Origin of the sequence: Dactylosporangium sp. NBC_01737 (genome assembly GCF_035963215.1) — a bacterium.
Taxonomy (GTDB): Bacteria; Actinomycetota; Actinomycetes; order Mycobacteriales; family Micromonosporaceae; genus Dactylosporangium.
The window spans coordinates 1,383,071-1,404,551 of record NZ_CP109153.1; the positions used below are offsets into that span (position 1 = coordinate 1,383,071).

Genomic DNA, 21,481 nt, shown 5'->3' on the forward strand with positions numbered 1-21,481 from the left:
TTACTTGGTCGCCGCGGCGGCGAGGGCATGGTAAAGCTCCGCGGCCTGGGTCCGGTCGGCGTCCGAACTGAACAGCTCCGCGATGAGACCGATCGGGCCCGCCTCACCCGTGCCGGTGGGTTCACCCCGCTTCGTCGCCAGCACCAGGGCGAGAGCGAGCTTCGCCTGCGCCTGCAGCACACCGGCCGAGGTCTGCGTGGTCAGCCCAGGAATGATCAGTTCCGCTCCGGCCGGCCAGAATTCGCCCGATGCGGCCGAGGGGAAAGCCTCCACCAGCCGCGCGTGCAGTTCCCGCCAACGGCGACGGATCCGCTCGTCGAGGTCGTCCCCGCCGTTCGGTGGGTTCCGGGCGATCAATGAGACAACGATGTCGACGCCACGGGCGATCAGCCCCGCCGCGCGGACCACGCGCAGGGACCGGACCATCCGGGCCCACGACTCCGGCGTGTCGGCCACGGTGAGCTCCAGCACCCGAGCTCCGGTGTCCGGATCCAGCACGGTCCCGTCCCCCTCACGGCCCCCGGATTCCGGTCCGAACAGCACCCGCATCCGCACCGCATGCTTCTCCGCGCCGGGCAGCGCGGCGAACGCACCGGCCGGCTGCGTGGGCACCGGATCGTCACCATCCGACAGCCGCCGGCGCACCGCCTCGGCCGCCCGCCGGAACTCCATCTCCGTCATGGGCGTCACCGGCACCGGTACCTCGGCATCCGGCACAGCGATGCTCGCCGTCGTCACGACCGGTGCCGCACCATCGCCAATGCCGTTGCCATTGCCGTCGGACGCACGGCCAGGTAGGTGCGCCAGCGTGGCGTCGGCGGGGGGCAACTGCTGATCACGGGCCATGGCGGCGCCCGACACCTCGGCCTCGTCGCCGATGAGCCCTCCGCGCAGCCCGACCGGTCGCCACTGGCCCGCCGCGGCACGACGCGCGTGCTCGCCGAGTTTCACGATCCGGTCGGGATCGACCTGCCGGAACCGGCCCCGATCCGTGAACCAGCCCGGCACCTCCCGCCGAACCTGGGCTCCGTCCCTTTCGGACTCGATCGTGGCCAGCAACGACACCAACGACACCGCCGGTTCGACACCCTCCTCCGCCACCACGGCCTCGAGCTGCGCCCGCAGCTGCTCACCATCCACATGCCGATCGCGATACCGCCCCTCCGCCTGCGCCATCCCGACCATCAACGACACCCACAGACCCCGCCACGTCGGGCCATTCGCCACCCGCACCGAGCCGCTCGCCACATCGAACCCACCGACCCCATCGGCGGCCGGCACCACCGGCACCGGCGGAATGTGCAGTAGGCCCGCGACCCACTCCGCCGTCTCCACCAACGCCGCCGACCGGCCCGACGCGTCGGGCCGCACCGCACGGGCGATCCGCCACGCCCACCGCATCACGTCGGGGTCGTGCGACCACAGGCCCCCGAACGCCCCGGGCCTGTCCACATCGAACGGTGCGCTGGCCCCGCCCCGCAGGCCAACAGGCCCGGAATCCACCGAGAGCCGACCGGGGACGTCCACATCGGACGACGAACTGGCCCCGCCCAGCTGCCGGACCAGCCACGACTCCCCCTGGCTGGTCCGGCGCCAGCTACCGGTCACCGCGCCCGTCTGCGGATCCAGCGACCGCCCCTGCAACCCGTTTGGCGACACCAGACCGGGCAGCGGCAAGGCAGGGTTGCGCCGGCCGAACACCAGCGGCGAATCCTCGATCCGACCCACCGACCACCCGGCGAACTCGCCCGACGCCGTCAACCGAGCCACCGCCGCCCGGGCGACCGGCGACAGCGAAAGAACGACGCCGCGCGCCGCCACCCCCGGCGACCGACCAACCGTCGCCTCCAGCTGCTGGTTGATCCGCTCCGTCAACTGGTCCAGCAGCCGGGACCCGGTGCCCTCGGACGACACCACCCGAACCCGCGACCCACCCGCCGCCGAAGCATGCCGCAGCACGAACGCCCGCACCGCGTCCGGCGTCGCGTCGATCTCCTCGCCCCGTCGCGACAACACCGGTCGACCACCCGCGTTCAGACCCACGACCACCGTGAACACGCCCGGCTCGGCCCGTGCTGTCAACGCGGTGGCCGCCACCCCGTCGACCTGATACGCGGCCACCCCACCAGGGAAGAGCGTGTAGCCGTAACCACGACCGTCAACTCCCGACCGCACCACCGGCCCCGCCTCAGCCGACCCGGCCTGCGCCTGCGCCTGCGCCTGCGGCGACTCGACCAGACGCGCACCCGGCACCAGCTGGCCCCACTGGGCCAGGCGCTGGGCCGCCACTTCACTGATTTCTCGGAATCGAGCCACTGCGGCATCCGGCACGGCCCGATCGATCAGGAACCGCACCGCCACCCCGGTCCAGCCGGCCGGCCGGTGCCGCGCGACATGCTCGGCCAACGCCTGCCCATCATCGGGGATGGAGCCGGCACCCTCGCGGCCCGGCAGCACCGGCACCCCGTCGTCACCAACCTCGACCACGACGTCATGCACATCCACCTGGGCGGACTCAGGCCCAGCCGGATCGCCTGCCGGATCCCCTGCCGGTTCAGCATCAGCCCGGGCCCCCTCAACCGGCGCCGCGCCGGCCGGCTCCACCTGAGCCGGGGCGGGCCGAGCACGCTGCCACACCGCTACCCCAGCCCCCACCATGGCCAGCAGGGTTACCCCACCCGCGCTCCACAACCAGAACCCATCGCCTCGCTGATCCGGAATCGGAACACCGGCCGAATCAACCGCCCGGAACTCGAACCCGAAGAACGCCCGCCCGGTGAGCTCGAACGTCAGCTGGGCCAGATCGGACGCGTTCGCCGGCACCGCGCCAACGTCGCGGCCCGCGACCTGGCCGGCCACGGTCAGGTTGTGCCAGCCCTCCAACTGGGCCTGCAGCGTGACCGTCTGCCAGGCCGGCACAACCGCGCTGCCTCGCTGCACACCGTCGTCCGTGGTGACCGTCGCCGTGGCATCCTGCCCGCCCCGATTAGCGATCACCACCGGCTCCGGCGGCTCCGACACGTTGGCGTACCGCTCATACAACCGCCGCGCCGGCTCACCGAAGTAGGCACCGAGCGAGTGCGGACGTTGCCATGGCTGGCCGTCCCTGGGCAAAGCTCCGGGGACGTTTGCGGAGGTTACCGTGATGATCCGGCCCCGGCCGGTGTGCAGGTCGACGTCGGCCAGCCACGGCCCGCCGCTGAAGCCGGACGTGAGGAAGACCGGCGTGGCGGGCTCGATGGCGCCGGCGCCCGCTTCCTTGACGTCGCCCGGAAGCACCATGCGGCTGCTGCCGATCCACAGTACGTCGGTGGAACCCCGGTAGAGGGTGCCCTCCACGGTCCGGGCCTCCCCTGCCGGGTAGCCCAACGCGTGGATCTCCCGACCCGGTCGGCCGCGATCGGCGAAGTCGACGCCCTGCCCGCCACCAACCACGTGCTGGATGTGCCGGCCCTGCTGCGGGCGCAGCAGCACCACGGCGACGTCCAGCGGGGAGAAACTCGTGTAGCCGTCCACCATCTCCCAGGTGTGCGCCTGCCAAATGCCGAACGGAGTGCTGTCCGGCGTGTGGCCGGGCGAGAAGAACACGCTTCTCGCGTACCCGCCGTGCTCGGGGTCGTAGATGTTGTGCGCGGCGGTCAACGCCAGGTCCCCTGACGGGCTGTCGACGACCACCGCCGAACCGGTGGCGATGCTGCCGTCGGGGTACTCCATCGCGAGGAGACCGGTCGTCGCCCGGAGAAACGCGCTGGCCCGACCGCTGAAGGGCGCGGTCGTGTGTCCGAACGGCACGGGTACCTCAAGGGCCAGCATGCGCGACGGGTTCAGCATGGCGTGCACCCGGCGGAACCAGATCCACGACGGCATCTCGCCGAGCAGCTCCAACATGGTCGGGTCGTGGAGCGCGAGCGCGTAGTCGGTGCCGGCCACGCCCCCCAGGTCTGGGAAGGCGCTGCGCAACTGGGCGACCTGCTCCGCCAATTCGGCCAGCGGCACCCGCGCCGGCGCGCCCGCGACCGTGGCGGCGGGGTCGCTGGTGGCGACATCGAGCACCAGCCGATCCGGCGTTACGCCCGCCTGGCGCAGGCGCGTCTGGTAGACCTCCGCCAGGGACCGCTGCCGGTCCTGCGGCGTCAGCCTCATCGTCAACCACGAGATCGCCTGCCCGGTGGTGGCCACCAGCCGGGTCACGTCCATCCCCGCCCGATCCGGCGCGTCCAACTCGCTCGACGAGAACGACACGCTCACCACGAACTCGTCCCCGAACGATGCCCGCAACGCCCGGATCAACCGCTCTACCACGGCGACCGGCGTCTGCGGGCCGGCGTCGAGATCGACCCCGTCCAACCCGTGCCGGCGGACCAGATCCTCCACCATCGGATAGAACTGCTCGAAGTCCCGATCCAGCCGGCGGAACGTGCGGAAACCCTCCAGCTTGACCAGCACCCGCGTGCCCTCACGCTGCAGCGTGGCCAGGTCCGACCACATCTGCCGGTAGGCCGGCTGCTCCGGATCCGCGGCACTGATCAGCAGACCACGCCCATCACCAGCCAACCGGGCCGGACCCACCACCACATCGGTGGCCGCGCCGACCACATGCACTGGCGACACATACCGATCCGGCCGAGCCGGATCGAACTGCGCCAGATAGTTCGCCACCACCCGCGGCCCGGCCACCGCCGTAGACGCCTCCGACATACCCGCCAACGGAACCAGCTGACCGAGGAAACCCACCGCCGCCGCCATCGACAACAGCCCCCGCACACCAGGCACCCCACCGGCCAGGACCGGTCGCCACTGACCCGACGAGTCCCGCCAATAGCGGCCCACCACCGCGACCGAATCCGGGTCGACCTGCGTGAAATGCTCCGCATCGCTGAACCAACCCGGGACCCCACCCCGAACCCCGTCCACATCAGACTCATCCGGCAACGAGGCCAACAACGACCGCAACGACACCCCCGGCTCACCCGACGACGCCACCTCCAGCACCCGATCCGCCGCCACCCCCAACTCCGCCGCCTCCGGCACAACCCCGAACCGGTACGACGCCTCAGCCGCCACCAAACCCCGCATCAGATCCGACCACGCGTCCCGCCACGACCCCACCGGCACCCACACCGACCGATCCCCCACATCGAACCGCGCCCCACCCTCCAACGCAGTACGCACCCGCACCGGCGGCATCCCAGCCAACCCAGCGATCCACTCCGCCGCCTCAACCAACGCATCCAACGGACTCACCGCACCAAACCGCACCACCGAACCAACCCGACGCGCCCACCGCGCCACCTCCACATCCCCCAACCGCAACGACTCCAGCCACTGCGGAACCGGCACCAGCGAAGGCTGCGCGTCAGCGGGCACCGACTCGTCCAGCTCGACGACCCGCGGCTCGATGCCGACGGCCCGAGGCACCGGCACCTCACGCACACCCAGGTCGCCGACGTGCCGGGCCGGTGCGTAGACCGAGACCGTCTCCGAGGAGACCACATCGTCCGCATCAGACACGTCCGAGCCGTCATTGGACCAGAGATCCGCCGAGTCCAGGTCGAACCGCGACAACTCGCCACCACGCAACCCCAGCTCAGTCCCACTCGACGGAACCGCCGTCCCCAATTGCTGATTGACCTGTTCGGTCAATGCCCGCAGCGGCCTGGTCACGCTGCCCTGCCGCGACACCACCCGCACCGGCAACCCACCTGCCTCGGCCGGCACATGCCGCGACACGAGCGCCAACACCGGATCCAGCACCGCCGCGATACTCCGGCCCCGCCGCGACAACACCGGCAGACCACCCGCGTTCAGATCCACCACCACCGTGAACACACCCGGCACCGCCAACCCCACCAACGAATCCGCCACCACCCCCTCGGCCTCAAACGCCGCCACACCACCCGGGAACACCGTGAACCTATAACCATGAGCATCAACCCCCGACCGCGTGGCAGCACCACCGGCCGGACTCGCCACACCGGCCGGGTCGGAGACGCCAGCCGCGTCCTCGGCCTGACTCGTGACAACGGCCTGGGTCGCGACCAGTTCCGCCAGCACCAGCCCACCAGCCCGCGGATCGAACACCACCAGACGGCCGTTCTCACGCAACATCAGCACCGGACGGCCGTGATAGAACGCCCCGACCAACACTCGACCATCCGGGGTATCCGCATACCCGTCCTCGTCAACCGTGACGCTCTCCCCCCGCGCCACAGCGTCCGCCCCCACCGTCGGCGCCACCTCGTCGCCCAGCAACGACTCCCCAGCGACCAGCCTGTCGCGACGCCGCAATACCAGCTCTTCCACTCTGTTCACGACCCGGACCCAGCCGTTGTTGTCCTGGACGAAGGCCTCCAGCGTCTCGGCCCCCACGAACATCCGGACACCAGGCGCCCTCGCGAGTTCGACCGTCCCCCCGGGCGCCACCCGCGCCCAAGACCAGTGACCGAACGGCAATCCCTCGTACTCGGCCGGCATCCGCAACCCCGCGGTGGCCAGCGCGGCCAGCGACACTCGCGGGGTCTCGCCACCACCAGTCCCATCGAGTGACCGGCCACCCGGACTCGCCACACCGGCCGGGTCAGAGACGCCAGCCGCGTCCTCGACATCACCCGGGCCGGTGACATCAGCCTGGTTCGTGACGCCGGCCGGGTTCGTGACCAGTTCGGCCAGCACCAGCCCGCCAGCCTCCGGATCGAACACGATCCGGCGATCACCGTCACGCACCATCAGGACCGGACGGTCGTGATAGAACGCCCCGACCGACACCCGACCATCCGGGGTATCCGCATACCCATCCGCATCAACCTCGACGCGCTCCGCCCGCCCCACCAGGTCCGGGCCCACTGTCGGCGCCACCTCGGAGCCCAGCAGCCGCCTCCCAGCGACCAACCTGTCGCGACGCCGCAACACCACCAGCTGGCCATTGACATCGACGACCCGTACCCAACCTTCATGCCCGGACTCGACGAACACCTCACCCACACGACCCAGGAAGATCCGCACACGACGATCCCCCGCGAACGCGATCGTCCCGCCGGTGGCCACCGGCACCCGATACAGGTGCAGACTCAACCCCTCCCGCCGCCGCACCCAGTCCGGCAACCGGCTCGTGTCGTCATCGACGTAGAACAGACCATCCGGACCCGTCGGCAGAACCTCCACATCACCGATACCGATCTCACCAACATCCACGAACCGATCAAGCTCCGGCCAGGTGGCCGGGTCATCCCGCCCATCCGATGACGCGGCACGGATGTCGACACCCCGGCTCGTGACGAGCTGGGCCAACACCAACCCGCTCGCCTCCGGGTCGAACAACACCCGGACGCCTTCGTCATTCAGCATCCGGACCCGACCCGGACGGCCGTGATAGACCGCACCGACCAATACCCGACCGTCAGGTGTATCGACGTAACCCGCGGAGTCGACCTCGACGTCCACACCCCGGCCCACATCCTGCGACGCCACGGTCAGCGCCACCTCCTCACCCAGCAGCGGCTCCCCACTCAACAACCGATCCCGACGCCGCAACGCCAGGAGCCCACCATCCACATCGACCACCCGCACCAAGCCATCGAGCCGAGACTCAATGAACACCTCACCCGCCGGAATCCGAGCGAAGATCCGCACACCGGACGCTTCCGCGAACCCGATCGTCCCCCCCGACGCCACCGGCACCCGATACCACTGATGCAAGAACATCGGGAACTCAGAGAAGACGGAGAATCGACGAATGTCGAGAACCACTCCGTCAGTGTCAAGGACCATAGCCGCACGGGCATCAACCATCCACCGCACCCATACTTCTTCATTGGCCAGATCGGGAATCCGGAGATGACCGTCGCGCCATCTGAGGACGCCCGAGCTGTCGGCCCTTACCCGTTCCTGCTCCTCGCCCGGAACATACTCGTCCAGGTCAACCATCAGCCCAATCTCATTGTCTGCATTGATTTCCGGCACCGGTAGACGTCCCGAAACCACCGGCGCGGCCGTCTCCGGATGGGTCGCCACGAACCACCCGTTATCCGTACGAGACAGATTCAGACTCAGCCCCTCGCCCAACGCCGTCCCCGGCGGCAAGGACACCTCCACACCATCAATGGACAACCCACCATCCGGACCGGTCAGCACTGCCTCCAATTCCCCGATGCCGAGGTCCGGGACGTTCACGACTTCACGCGAGATGGCCGACCCCGCATCAAGCTCCGCCAAGATCAGTCCATGGAATTGATTAAAGACGACCAGACGAGCACCCTCATACATCGCCTGAACTTCCCGCCCGCTGTACAACGCGCCAATCAGAACCCGGCCCTCAGGGGTGTCCACATAGCCGTCCTGATCGACGACCAGGGTGACATCCTGCTCGATGGCCTCCAGCCCCACCATCGGTGCCACCTCGCCGGCCCGCCGTCGCTGCTCGAGGAGCACCCCGTCACGCCGCCGCGACACGAGCTCCCGCCCGCTCCTGTCGACTACCCGTACCCAGGATTCAACCCCGGTCTCCACAAAGACCAGCTCGCCCACCGGAGCCGGTACGTGGATCTGGAAGTCCGGCGCCACGGCGGCGGTGATCGTCCTGCCCCGCGCGACCCGGACCCCGTACCACGGATGCACCAGCCACGGCCCGGGCACCAGCCGGTGGAAATCCTGAACCTGGACCACGGTTCCCGCCGGGTCGATGATCGCGACCCGACCCAGTTCCTCGTGCCACCGCAGATACACCGCGGGCTCCCCGCTCGGCACCTGGATGGCATGACCACGCCACTCGACCAACCCAGTGCCGTCGACAGTGACCGGTCGCTGTTCCACGCCCGGAGGAACGACGTTCACGTCGATCGTCTGCCCAGCCCGCAACCAGTCCTCGTCAGGCATCAGTCCGAGCGCTTGCATCGCGCCGCGCCAACGGTCGGAGCGACGCCTCGGGCGCATCGTTCCGCCCATCACGGGCTGCGCCGTCTCCGCCCGGGTCACGACGAACCAACCGCTCCGATCCCAACGAGACACGGTCAGCGCGATCCCCGGCCCCGACCACGCGTCATCCGGCGGCAACATGACGACGCCATCCAGCACGAACCGACCGTCCGCCTGGGTCACCACGGTTTCAATCAGGTCGATGCCGATGCCCTCCACGTCCAGCGGCTCATCCGGAGGGTGCGGTGTCGCGACCTCGTCGCGCATATCGACGCCGGTCTGGTCGTAAAGCCTTGCGCCGGTCCGGTCGTGATCGGTGATCGTCCGGAACCCACCTGGGACAAGCCTCCTATAAGTCCGGACAGGCATCGGCAACGGCGGTGACGGTGACGGTGACGGTGCCGCCCATCCCACCGGATCGATCACCCGCCTCTCCTGCTCGGTGGTGCCTGACGTCGTCTCGTCGGCGGCCCGGCTCGCGCCCACGGCCTGCGCCACGACCAGTACGGCCAGCACCAGCCCACCGGCCAACGGATCGAGCACGATCCGGTGCCCACCCTCCAGCACCGTCAGCACCGAACGGCCGTGATAGAACGCCCCAACCAACACCCGACCATCCGGGGTACCCGCGTACCCGTCCTCGTCAACCGTGACGCTCTCCCCCCGCGCCACGACGTCCTCCCCCACGATCGGCGCCTCCTCGTCGTCGAGCAATGGCAGCCCAGCCATCAACCTGTCCCGAAGCCGCAACACGATCAAATGGCCGAGAGCATTGGTGACCCGTACCTGACCGTCATCCCGGGACTCGACCAACACTTCGCGGTGGTGGACTCCTACGAAGATCCGCCTGCCACGCTCCCCCGCGAACCCGATCGTCGCGCCGGTGACCGTCCGCACCCGATACCGGGGGTGCACCGGCCACGGCCCACTCTCCACACGAGAGAAGCTCTCGACCGCCAACACCTCACCGTTCGTCGCGATGACCGCCACCCGGTTGAATTCCTCGTGCCACCGCACCCACACCACCGACCCGGCAAGACGACCGCCAACTCGGATGACGTTGCCGACCGGCGTCACCACTGCGCCCCCGCGCCCGACCGCGACCTGCTCCTGCCGCGCACCCGGACCGACATCGTTCACGTCGACCCTGGCGAACCTCCGCAGCCAGGCCTCGGCAGTGAACCGACGGGCCGAGTCCGGCAACGGCGGAAGCGTCCCGCCAACCACCGGCTCAGCCGTCTCCGGAAGGATCACCATGAACTGACCGATCTCCGAACGAGACAGGTACAGACTCAACCCCTCCCGCTGCTGCACCCAATCCGGCAATCGGATCGTGATGTCATCGACCTGCAACAGGCCGTCCGAATTCGTCGCCAAGTCCTCCAGAGCACCGAAACCGACGCCAGGCACGCGAAAATCAAAGAAGTCGAGGGAAGTCCATGGCACCGGATCCAGCAGCGCCCCGATACCCCGGCCCCGCTGCGCCGACACCGGCTCGGTGCCCGGCGTCACCGGCTCAATGTCCGACGTCACCGGCTCGACACTTTCGGCGGGCACTTCGTCTTCCAGCGTGGCCAGGCTGGCCTCCAACGCGGCCGCCGCTTCGGCGAGCTGCTGGATTTGGGCGGCAACCCGCGGTCGCGACTCCGGAGGCAACGCACGGAAGTACTGCTCGGCCACTGCCCGGGCGTTCGGACGGTGAGCCTGCGCCTCCGGCCCCATGGGTACGCGCAACGAACTGACCAAGGTCATGTAGTGCTGCGCACGTTCGGCCAGCTCCGCTTCCAACCGGGCCAACTCGCCCTGCCGCTCGGCCGGGAGTCGCCGCAACCGTTGCTCCGCATTGCTCAGTCGATCCGTCCGATCTCCGTGCGCCTGCCGGCCCGGCCCATGGATCACCGCCGCCCAACCAGCCGCCAGCTCGTCCACCGCACTGTCGCCAGCGCGTGTGGCCGGAGCTTGCCAGCCGAGCAACGTGCGAACGCTCGCATCCGTCACGAACAACGGCGACCAGTGGCCGGGCGAGTACGCCACCAGCAACAGCGGTCCGCTCTCACCCTGGACCTGATGCGGGATCCACTGCCCACGCCGGAACTCGATGACCTGAACCCGGACCCCGAAGTTGGCCAGGAACACGTCCAGGAATCCGGGCTCGTAGATCTCGCCGCCCTGCCCGGATCGCAACTGAATGATCAACGGGTGATCCGCGCCGAGCATGCTCTCGGCCACATTCAGGAGGTTCACGGCGCGCTGCGTCGCGGATTCCAGGAACGGATAATGGCCAGGTCTCGCCCGAGCCAACAGCTGAGCCAAGGTGTCCGTCAAGCACAGCGCGCCCACTCCGAGCGCCCCGCCCAGCTCCAACCACCGAGGCAGCCCCGGGGCCGCCTGCACCCCAGCGGCCAATGCGACCTGCCCGGTCGCGTACTCCCACCCATCGGTCTCACGACCGGAACCGGACTCAACAGCCCAGGGCCGATCGTCGCGTCGAGCGGCGATCTGATCCTCGATCGCATGCCGCCCGATCAGGAACGCGCTCGCCGCGGCGGACACCTCCGCCGCCGTCCTCGAATCCATCTCGGGCCGCAGACCCACCGGTGGCGCGGCCTCGCCCAGAGCACGCCGCAACGCACGCGGGTCCGCTCCGTCAACGACCATCCCGAACAGCGCACCCACCGAACTGCTCGGCCAGTACGCCGAAAAGTTCTCATCCTCCAACATCATGAAATCGATACCTGGCAACCATTCGGCCCGATCATCGGAAAAGCTCCGACCCGAAAGGCGCATGATCCCGGCGGGATCAGCCAGATTCACATGCAGAGCGAAATCAACCAACGTCACCGTCGTCAAGAGGTTCACGACCGAATCAGGCACCAGCATGCCGTGCGGCCACAGCCCCAACCCATCGAGCGCCGCCCGGATCTCCGCCTGCCGCTCGTCGGTCGGCCGGCCGAGACTCATCACCGTCACCAGGTGCCGCGCCGGCTCTTCGCTGGCCCACCGCACCAGCGCGCCCAGCCGCAGCGCGCGGCGCACCTCGGCCAACCGCCGCCCCAACTCCTCCAACTGCCCGACCCGCGCACGGACGTCCGCCAACCACGCGTCCGGAGCAGTCCCCTCCAGCCCCGCCAGCCCGGCATGCCACTGCTGCACCGCCGGACCCGGCTGTTCCCGCGTGCCGACCGCCGACGCGGCAGTCTCCAAGACCCCGGCCAACCTTCGCCAGCCGTCGATACCGGCCCGCGACCAATCCACGGCGGCCGCGGCACTGACCACGTCCGGGCCCAACAATGCGTCGGGTTCCCTCAGCCACAGGCCGTCACCGTGCCGGTACACGGCCACCACCGTCGAGTCCAGCTGTCCATAGCCGTGGACCACCACGAAGACCTCAGGCGCCCACCGGGCACCGCCGAATGTGTCGAAGACGCCCCACAACACGCCATCCGGGGTCAGGCGATCGGGCCGCCGCACACCGACGACCAGCACCGGCGCCCCATCCGGCACCACGCCGGGCGGCCCGACATCAGGAACAACCCCTTCGACCGATTCCAATGCGAGCAGGGATCTCTGCCGAAGCCATATCCACGGCTGACCATCACGCTGAACAAATACCCACGAGCGCCAGAACTCACGAGCGACCTGGCCGGTGGTTTGCCAGTCGAAATCGGGGTTCTCAAGAAGGACATGCCAATTCTCAATTGGAGAAATGACGGCCCTCCCACCCGAGGATTCTGCCGTCGACTGCCCAACGTTGTCGACCTGCATCCCTGCTGAGCTTGATGGCTCACCCTCCGGGCCCTCGCCATCCGTGCTGGACGTCTCGGACCCATCCGGCATCCCGCCGGCGAGCACCGGCAGCCACGGGCCCGACGGATCCCGCCGATACCGGCCGACCACCGCGACGGACTCCGGATCGACCCCGGTGAAGTGGTCGGCGTGGGTGAACCAGCCCGGCACCTCCCCCCGAACCCGCGCACCATCCACAAAGGACTCGACCGTGATCGTCGTCAGCAACGACCGCAACGGCACCGTCGGACCACCTGAACCCGCCGCCGCCAGCACCCGATCGCCCGCCGCTGCCAACTCCGTCTCGTCCGGCACGAACCCCAGGCGATCCGACGCCTCGATTGCCACCAGACCGCGCACCAGGTCCGACCAGGCGGTGCGCCACGGCCCCACGGGCACCCACACCGACCGGTCCAACAGATCGAACCGCGCCCCACCCTCCATCGCGGTCCGGACCCGGACCGGCAGGATCTGAGCCAACCCGGAGATCCACTCCGCCGCCTCGACCAAGGCGTCCAGCGGACTGCGCGCGTCGAACCGCACCACCGAGCCAACCTCGCGCGCCCAGCGCGCGACCTCGTCCTCCGCCAGCCGCAACTGCCCGAGCCACTCCGGCTTCGGCGCCGCCGAGGTGTCGGAGAACACCGAGCCGTCGGACAACACCGAGCCGTCCGGGTCGGTCGTGGACGGCGCCGGGAGCCCGAGCAGGCTCCGCACATCGGGCACCGACACCCCCGAGCGGGCCAGCGCACCCAACACCTGCTCGGCTCGATCGAACAGTCCGTCCATCCGGCCATGCCACTGACGCAGCCCGGCCACATCGACCCGGTCCGACCCCGCCACGGCCGCCACCGACTCATCAACCGCAGCCCGCACATCACGCCAGGCCCGCACCGCGTCGCCCGCCATCGAGCCGAGCACCGTGGCGTCAAGCCGGGCCAACCCGTCCGACAACCGCGACAGCCACATCCCCAGCTGCAGCACACCGGTGTCCGGGTTGACGTCCCACGCCACCCAGCGCCCAAGCTCCCACGACGGCATCTGCGCCATGTTCACCCGCACATTGGGCCCGGCGCTTCGAGACGTGCCGACGGTGTCCACAGTGGGCCTCTTACCCAGGGCGGTCAGGGTCTGCTGCGTGACCGGAGCGGACAGCACCCGCTCCACCTCAGCGATCACCGCGTCCTCAACGCGCGGCCCGTCCACGACCAAGTCGACCGCCTGGCCCGGCCGGTATCCGCTGCCCGCCGCCGTGAGCAGACCAGCCAACCCAGATCCGTCCACAGTGGTCCCGCCCACGGCAAACCCGGCACCAGACTCCGCCGGACCGACGACCACCCGCAACGCCCCATCCACACCGGCCGGCAGCCCTTCCGTTCGCAGGCTCTCGTACCGCTCCGCCGACACGAGCACCAGCACCGGGCCACCGGCGGCGGATCGGGCCGGCTGGATCAACCAGCCCGACAACTGCCCGGCGTCGCCCACCGCCAGCTCCACCGGTGCGCTGACCCGACCGTCGGCCAACCGCCTCGAGACCACCGACTGCAACACACCATCGACAAACACCAGCGGCTGGCTCGGCAGACCGGCCGTCACGCGGCCCAGCCAGGCGCGCAACGTCGCTGGGAGCCGGTCCTCGGGCGCCGCAGCGTTCCTCGGCGCCGATGCAGTGTCGACCGGTGGCCCGTCTCCCGGCGCCGCGAGGGTTCGGACGGCCGGCAGCGGCATGGACGCAGGCGGGATGGGCGCAGGCGCGGTGGACGGAGCCTGCGGGGCCGGCGGCGATGGCGCTGCCGTGGGCGAGGGCGGCGACGTGGGGGGCAGCGGCTCCGGCCGGAGCGGCGTGAGGAGAGCGGGTTGCGAGAGTTCGCCCAGCCACCATTGGCCGTGGCCGCCGCTGAGCTTGAGCAACGCGGCCGCTTCCGGCGGCAGGTTGAGGACGTGGTCGGTGACTGTGTCGCCGACCTCGCGCCGGGTCATGGTCACGCTGCCGATCCGGCCGGCAAATGCGCGATCCGCGGCGATGTGACGCAGCACCGCGGTCCACACGGCGGCCGGATCGGGCTGGCGGCGCACCACGGGGTCGACGAGGTTCAGATAGAGGTCGCCCTCGCGGTTGTGGAGTTGCCCGAACAACGTGTTCACGATCTGCTTGACGACGAGCAGGGTCTGTTGCCGGGTCGGTATCGGCCGCGCGTCGCCGCGGCCCGGGTCGCCGATCCAGCCCTGGTCACTGAGCGACTTCAGTTTCACCAGGGGAAGCTCGGACAGCCTGGTCAGGCCCAGCATCGGCTTCAGCGCTCGGAGCACGGCCGGTCCGGTTCGCACGATGGTCTCGTATCGATGTGCGGCGTTGCGTGGGGCGAAGGACGCGGTCAGTGCCTCCGCATACCGAGTCGCCGTGCCGTCCACATCGGCCCACACGTACTTGTACAGATCTCGTTGCGACATGGCGTAGTTGCTTCGCAGCCTCTGCAGCACCGCCTCGGCGGCGGGGTGCCGGGGCGGGAAGATCAACAAAGCGTTGCCGACCCTGGGTTCTGTGCTGTTGCTATAGTCCTGCGCGGCCCAGCCCGGCTTGGATGCTGCGACCTTCCGCAGGTAGTGGGCGAATTCGTGCGTGAAGACGTTGTCGCCGTCGGTGTAGATGCCACCGAACACCCACATGATCGCCTTGCGGAGGATGTCACTGGCCGCGGCGAAGGCGGGCCCGTCATTCTTGGCCAGCTCGAACCAGAACAGCTCCCGCAACCACGCCGGAGCCATCAACGGCAACAGCTCGCGCACGCTGATGAGCCGGACATTGGTGCGGTCGGCCCAGCTCACCATGTCTCTGATGTCGCCCCAGCGATCGGTACCCTGCGCTGGAGCCGTGCTTGATCGAGCAAGCTCGATATCCTCGGGGCTCACGTCCGTCCACAGCAGCACCCGACCCCAGCCCCGGACCCGGCGGGCCCAGGTCGTGACCGACTCACGGAAGGCGCCCATCTTGCCGCGGCCGCCCAAGGGTCCACCGACCCAGATCGTGTGCACCTGATGGGGATACGTCAACGTGTCGGGCAGGCTCGCCGACCGGATGCCAGGCACCTCACGCTTCGTCCACGCCCGGTCGGGGCGGGTGGCCTCGGTGACGGCGCCCGGGTCGGCGACCAGCGCATCGATGGACAAGGGTGCGGGGCGCCACGGGCGGGCACTGCTCATGGCGACCGCGTCGAAGAAGGCCGCGAACTGCTGCGGCTGCAACGCCTCGAGGCCGATCCCGGCCAGGAAGTCCGGCGTCTGCTCCCGACCCCGGAGGCCGAACAGGTCGTACCCGATCGACGCCTGCCGCTCCGCCACGGTGAGGTCGTCCGGCCCACTCGGCGGCTGAGGCACGCGGGCTCGCGCCAGCTCGATCGAGAGCCAGTCTGCGGTGGCCGGTGTCAGATCGGGTGCCTCCGACACCTCGATCACGTGGGCGGCATCCGGCCCGGAGGCGATGAACGCCGTCCACAAACGAGTGTCGGCCCCGTCGACCGGCTGGACGACCGGCCGACCACCAGCCGAAGGCAGCACCTTCCCCAACGCGCCGGCCACGGTCTCGATGCCGCCGGTCAGGCCGGCCAACTCGCGCGCCACCTGCGCGGCGAACGCGCCGTCGACCCCGCCCACCCCGGCATTCGTCGTCGTCAGCGCCACGGGTCGACCGGGTCCGAACGCCGACGCGGCCGCGACCTCCGACGCGACGTCAGCGGCGGTGCGGTGCTCGGCCTCCACCACAAGCGGCGATGCGCTGGAGTCGGGCAGCCCCACCAACGCCAGATCAACGGCCATCGGTGTGATGAAGCGCGACCGATCGACCAGGACCAGCGGCGCATCGCCTGGCGGTGTGGCGAGCACCGCCCCGGAACCCGGCTCCCAGGCGCCGGCAAGACCGGCCCAGCCGAGGATGATCGCCCGGCGTTGTATGAGCTGCCCCGCGACCACCGCATCGGTCCCGGACGCCGCCACCAGCTCGTCGATCTGCGCCGGCGTGATCGACTGCAACAGCTTCGCCGACGCGCGAACCTCGGCGTCACTCATCCCTTCGAACGGCCCGCCTGCGGCGCGCATCGAGTCCAGCTCCGGAACGGAGACGCCGAAGCGGTCGCCGAGATGGTGCAGGGCCCCGCCCAGGTCGACCAACCACGGGTCACGATTCCCGTCGCTGACGATGTCGGCGGCGTCGGTGTTGCGCTGCAGCCACGCGTGAACGGCGAAGCCGGCACGAACCTTGCCGCGGAAGACCGCGTCATCCCACATCCGGTCGGTGGCCATCGCGCCAGGAACGAACCGCGTGTACGTCTGCACCCCGCCGGACAGGCCCGGCGCCCCTTGGCCGAGACCGACCGGTGCCGCGTTGACACCGGCGAGGTTGTACAACCACGACGCCAGCCGTTGTCTGGTCGCGACCTCCCGCGAGGCGACCTCCTTGACGTAGTACCGCCCGCCCTCGGGCGACTGGTAGCTGCCCCCTGGGTTGGCACCGAGCCGCTCGCCGACCTTCGACCAACCCGACAGGTCCACCACGGCGTCCGATGTCGCGGTAATGACGAAGATGCGGGCCGCGTCCCGGGGCAGGCCAGCGGTGGTGCCGCCAGAGCCGGCCAGGGTGACGCCGGAGAGCTCAGTCGATGTCACCGGTGGTGAGTCGGGCAGCGGCGGCTGGTAGACCAGCAGCCCATGGTCGAGCTGCTTGGCGGCCCACCGCCCGGTGCCGGGCAGCAGGCGACCGCCGTCCTCGTACCCGTTGGTTTCGAGACTTGGCGTCACGCCCGCCGGGCTCGGGTCGCTTTCGAGCCGGCCGGGCAAGGAGACGCGGAACTCGACCGCGACCTCCGGATGCACCGGGGTCACCAGGTTCCCGCTGGCCCCGACCGCGAACGCCTCGAACTCGGTGGGCAGCACATCGAACGACGCCCGCGGCGCGGTCGCCGCGGCCGTCGCATTCACGTGGTACGACGCCACCGACTCACCGCGCGCCGCCGCCCACCGGCTCAGTCTCGCAGCCCACCCGGCCATGCCCTGTCTCGTGATCACGCCCGACGATGGACGCAGATCAAGACTGGTGAACTGCGCGACCGCCGGCGTCAAACCCGCGAACACCATCGCGAGCTGCTCATCGGCGATCTCGCCCGCCGCCACCTCGACCGGGTCCACCGTCACCCGGAAGTCGCCGGGCCCGGCCGGGGCGGCCTGGGCGATGTCACGCGGCACTGTGCCGTCCACACTCACATGCCAGCCCAGCGGCGTCTCCTCCACCCGCAGCCCGGCCACCTCCGGCGCGGGCGCCAACCCTGCGGCGCGCAACTCGGCCAGCGGTACCCGCGGCAACGGCAACGTCCGCTTCCGCTCGACAAGCTTGTCGGCCAACACCTGCGCCTGGCGCGGGAGACCCAGCTGAGCGTGCACGACCTGCCGGATCGCCTCGTCGCGCACCGCCCACACCCGCTGGGTCGCCGCGAACCACTGCACCGGCGTCATCCCCGCCACCACCGCGGCCCACGCCGCGTCCACCGAGACATCGTCGGCTTCGCCCGACGCGACCGCCCGACGCCCCAATGCCAACAGCGGCGTGGTCCTCGCCCCCGCCGACCGGATCACGCCCCCCGCGCCGGCCGCGACCCGTCCGTCCACCACCCCCGTATCCAGCAACAGGTCTGCCGCCACACCGGCGACCAACCCGTAAGGCCGCTCCGCCACCTCACCCGGGTCCAGCGTCCGCTCACCCGGCGTCACCTCAACCGCCACCCCGAACCCGATGAAGTCGTCTCCATCGACACCGCGAACCAGGACCGCGTCCATCGCGGCCACGCCGAAGTGCCGATACAACGTTGCGGTCAACACCACATCGACCCCGTGGTCGCGACTGTCGACCGGCACCACCCGCCACGACCGACCCGCCACCGCACCCGAAAGACCGACCCGCACCCCATCCGGACCAACCGACCCGAACGACGCCGCCAGCCGGGGCAGGCTCTCTCCGTCGTAGTCCGACAGCCGCCCCGCCACCGGCCGGCTTTCACCAAGCGGCCGCACCACTCCCCGTACGACGACCTTCGACCAGTCCGGCCTCGGCAGGATCACCCGGCCGTCGGCCTCGATGGAGCCGACCCCCGGCGGTACCGACACCTCCAGCACGACGTCCGACGCCCGCGTCCCCTCGGGCGCCGTGAGCAACGAGGCCGAGACCGCGGCTCCCGGCACCGAGACGTCACCACGCACCAGGCCCTCAACCGTGGCTGGCGCGGCGTCGCTGCCCGGCACAATGACGAACGCCTTCGGATGACGGAACAAGTCCAGCGGCGCATCGCCGTCGCGGTGCAGCGCCACCTCGAAGTCGAACCCATTCGCGGCGGCGAACGTCTCCATCTCTTCCCGCTGGCGCAACGCCTGCGCCAGCCCGTCCGCCTCGTCGGCCGACCAGGTCAACACCACCCGCTCAACGTCGCCCCATCGCGCCGTCCGGTTGAGGAACACCTCGATCATCCGGTTGGACACAGGCGGAGGGTGTTCCTTATGCAGCGCGCTGACCAGGTCCGACGCCTGCTCGAAGCCGGTCGCCTCGCCCACCAGCAGATCGATGACCTGCTTGTCGCTGCCGGCCACCACCCAGTACAGGTTGTTCAACCACCGCACGTGCCGGGCAACGTCAAATACGCCGTCCTCCCGGAACGTGACGGCATCGAGGAGGTCCGCCTTCTTCCAGTGGAACACCGCTCGCCCATAGCCGGGCGCGGTGCCGCCGGGCCGGAACACCGAAACCGGGGACATGTAATACGGCAGGCTCCACGGCTCCTCGGGGCTGTAGAGCTGACCGTCCGCCAGCGAACCAGCCTCGGGTGCCGTGGGCAGCAGCGCCGGCAGGTAGCCGGACCGGGACTCTTTGTTGCCACGCCTGGTCTCGTACCAAGGCCCCCACGCCGCGCTCCTGGTCCGAGTGATCCAGTTGTTGAGCAGGGCACCGACTCGTGGCGCGGCCCGCATGAACTCCCACACGGTCACCGTCACCTGGGTCTGCTCCGCCGGGAAGGCGCCGCCCGGCTGACCACCCTGTAGAAGCTCCCGCACCGTGGTCCTGGTCCCCGACTCTTCGCCACCCTCACCGGGCAACCACAACGTCCGGTCCAGATCCAGCGTCACCGACGCGTTGAGATCCAGGTTCGTGACCAGATCTGTGCCATTGACGATGTGGTCGACCACGCTCTCCAGCACTGCCCCAACCCGGCGGTCACTCGCACGGGCCAGACCCGGGAAGTCCTTCCGCAGCCGCTCCATCGCCGCCGCCCGCGCAACGTCACGGTCGAGTTCGCCTTCGACATAGGCCTTCAGCAGGGCCCAGCGTTGGACGCCGAAGACACCCGCCGCGACCGCACCCCGCAGCCGGTGGAGGTGGGCCAGGTCCCGCCGGGTCCGAGCCAACTGCTCCCGCAACCCGGCCGCGCCACCGGTCATGTGGGTCGGCGACGGGACTTCCGGGAAACCGGGCAGCCGGCGGACCCGGCTGCGGGTCGTCGGCGCCACCGGCCCCGGTGTCACCGATGCCACTGCCCGCGCGGCCTGCTCCAGACCCTCGACCGTGCGCTGCAGGACCACCAGCGCTGTGTCCGCCCCCTCACGGCGGCTGGCCAACTCCACCAGCTCCACGTCGCCCGGGCGCGGTATCCAGGCGCTGCGCTGTTGAGTCTCCGCGAATGCTGTCACCCGCGTCGCCAGCGCCGCCGCCCGCGCCGCCACATCCGCCGTCACCTGCCTCATCCGGCTGATGTAGACGTAAAGGGATCCGCCGATCGCGATCAGCGTGACCGCGCCGACGACCGAGCCCGCGATGGTTCTGTTCCGCTGCCGCTGCTGCTCGCGGTCGCGCTCCGCGGGGAAGTAGTCGCCCTCCTCCAGCGCCCGCGTCGCGTGCTGGGCCCACGTCCAGGGAGCATCGATAGGGTTCGCGTGGTCGAAGTCCCAGCCGAGAACTCCCAGGATGTCGGGAACCGCCTCGACCAGACCGGCGATGTGCGCGCTGGTGTTCTCCTCGGTGTCCGCGGTGACCGCGGCCGGACTAGGACTGCCGGTATACGTCGACGTTTCCATCAGGATGAGCACCCGCTGCGGGTCGAGCCCGGTCTCGTCGACGAGACGCTGCCAGCCGCGGTCCGGCCGACCGACCAGGATGTGCAAGTCGACCTTGTCCACGGCCGTCGTAAGGATCGGAATCCACTGGCCACCAGACCCTGGTATCACTCCGTCCCAGGTCATCGCGATGAGGAACGACCGACCGAAATCATCCCGGAGCGCATCGATCAACTGCCCATAGTCGAAGGCCGGCCAGCCGACCGAATACGGGAACAGATTCAGCCCGGAGAACTCGTACGTCCGCAGCATGTCGCGCAGCGGCGGATACAGCTGCGAGAACGTCACGTTCAACAATTCTGGCGGTTGATAGCCCCTACCGATCTCCCCGTAGTAGTCACCACTGCTGCCACCCAGCATCGCCAGCCGGTTCACACCATCCAGCTGCGCCACATCCTCCAGCAGCGGATCACGATGCGACCCGTTGACCGGGACACCGTTGAGCATGAACACCGGGCCGAGATCATTCACATAGTCATTGGTGTCATTGTAGATCGGGTACGTGGTATTCAACTGGAACTGGAAACCACCCACGATCACATCTGTGGCCCCGGACTCGACCAACCGCGACAACCCCTCCTGGCGATCCCGCACCACCATCGCCACCCGCCGCGGCGGGGAGTCCGGACCAACCGGAGCC

The 21,481-nt window shown here is 69.7% G+C and carries 1 protein-coding gene (only partly in view); it reads right to left on the reverse strand.

Annotated elements, in window-relative coordinates; genetic code table 11:
- On the reverse strand, positions 1-21,481 hold the final stretch of the coding sequence (locus tag OHA72_RS06165; RefSeq protein WP_327006883.1) for a zeta toxin family protein. It continues 26,408 nt past the right edge of the window; 21,481 of the gene's 47,889 nt are visible here — the last part of the coding sequence; the start codon falls outside the window, past its right edge — the gene reads right to left on this strand; it ends in the stop codon at positions 1-3.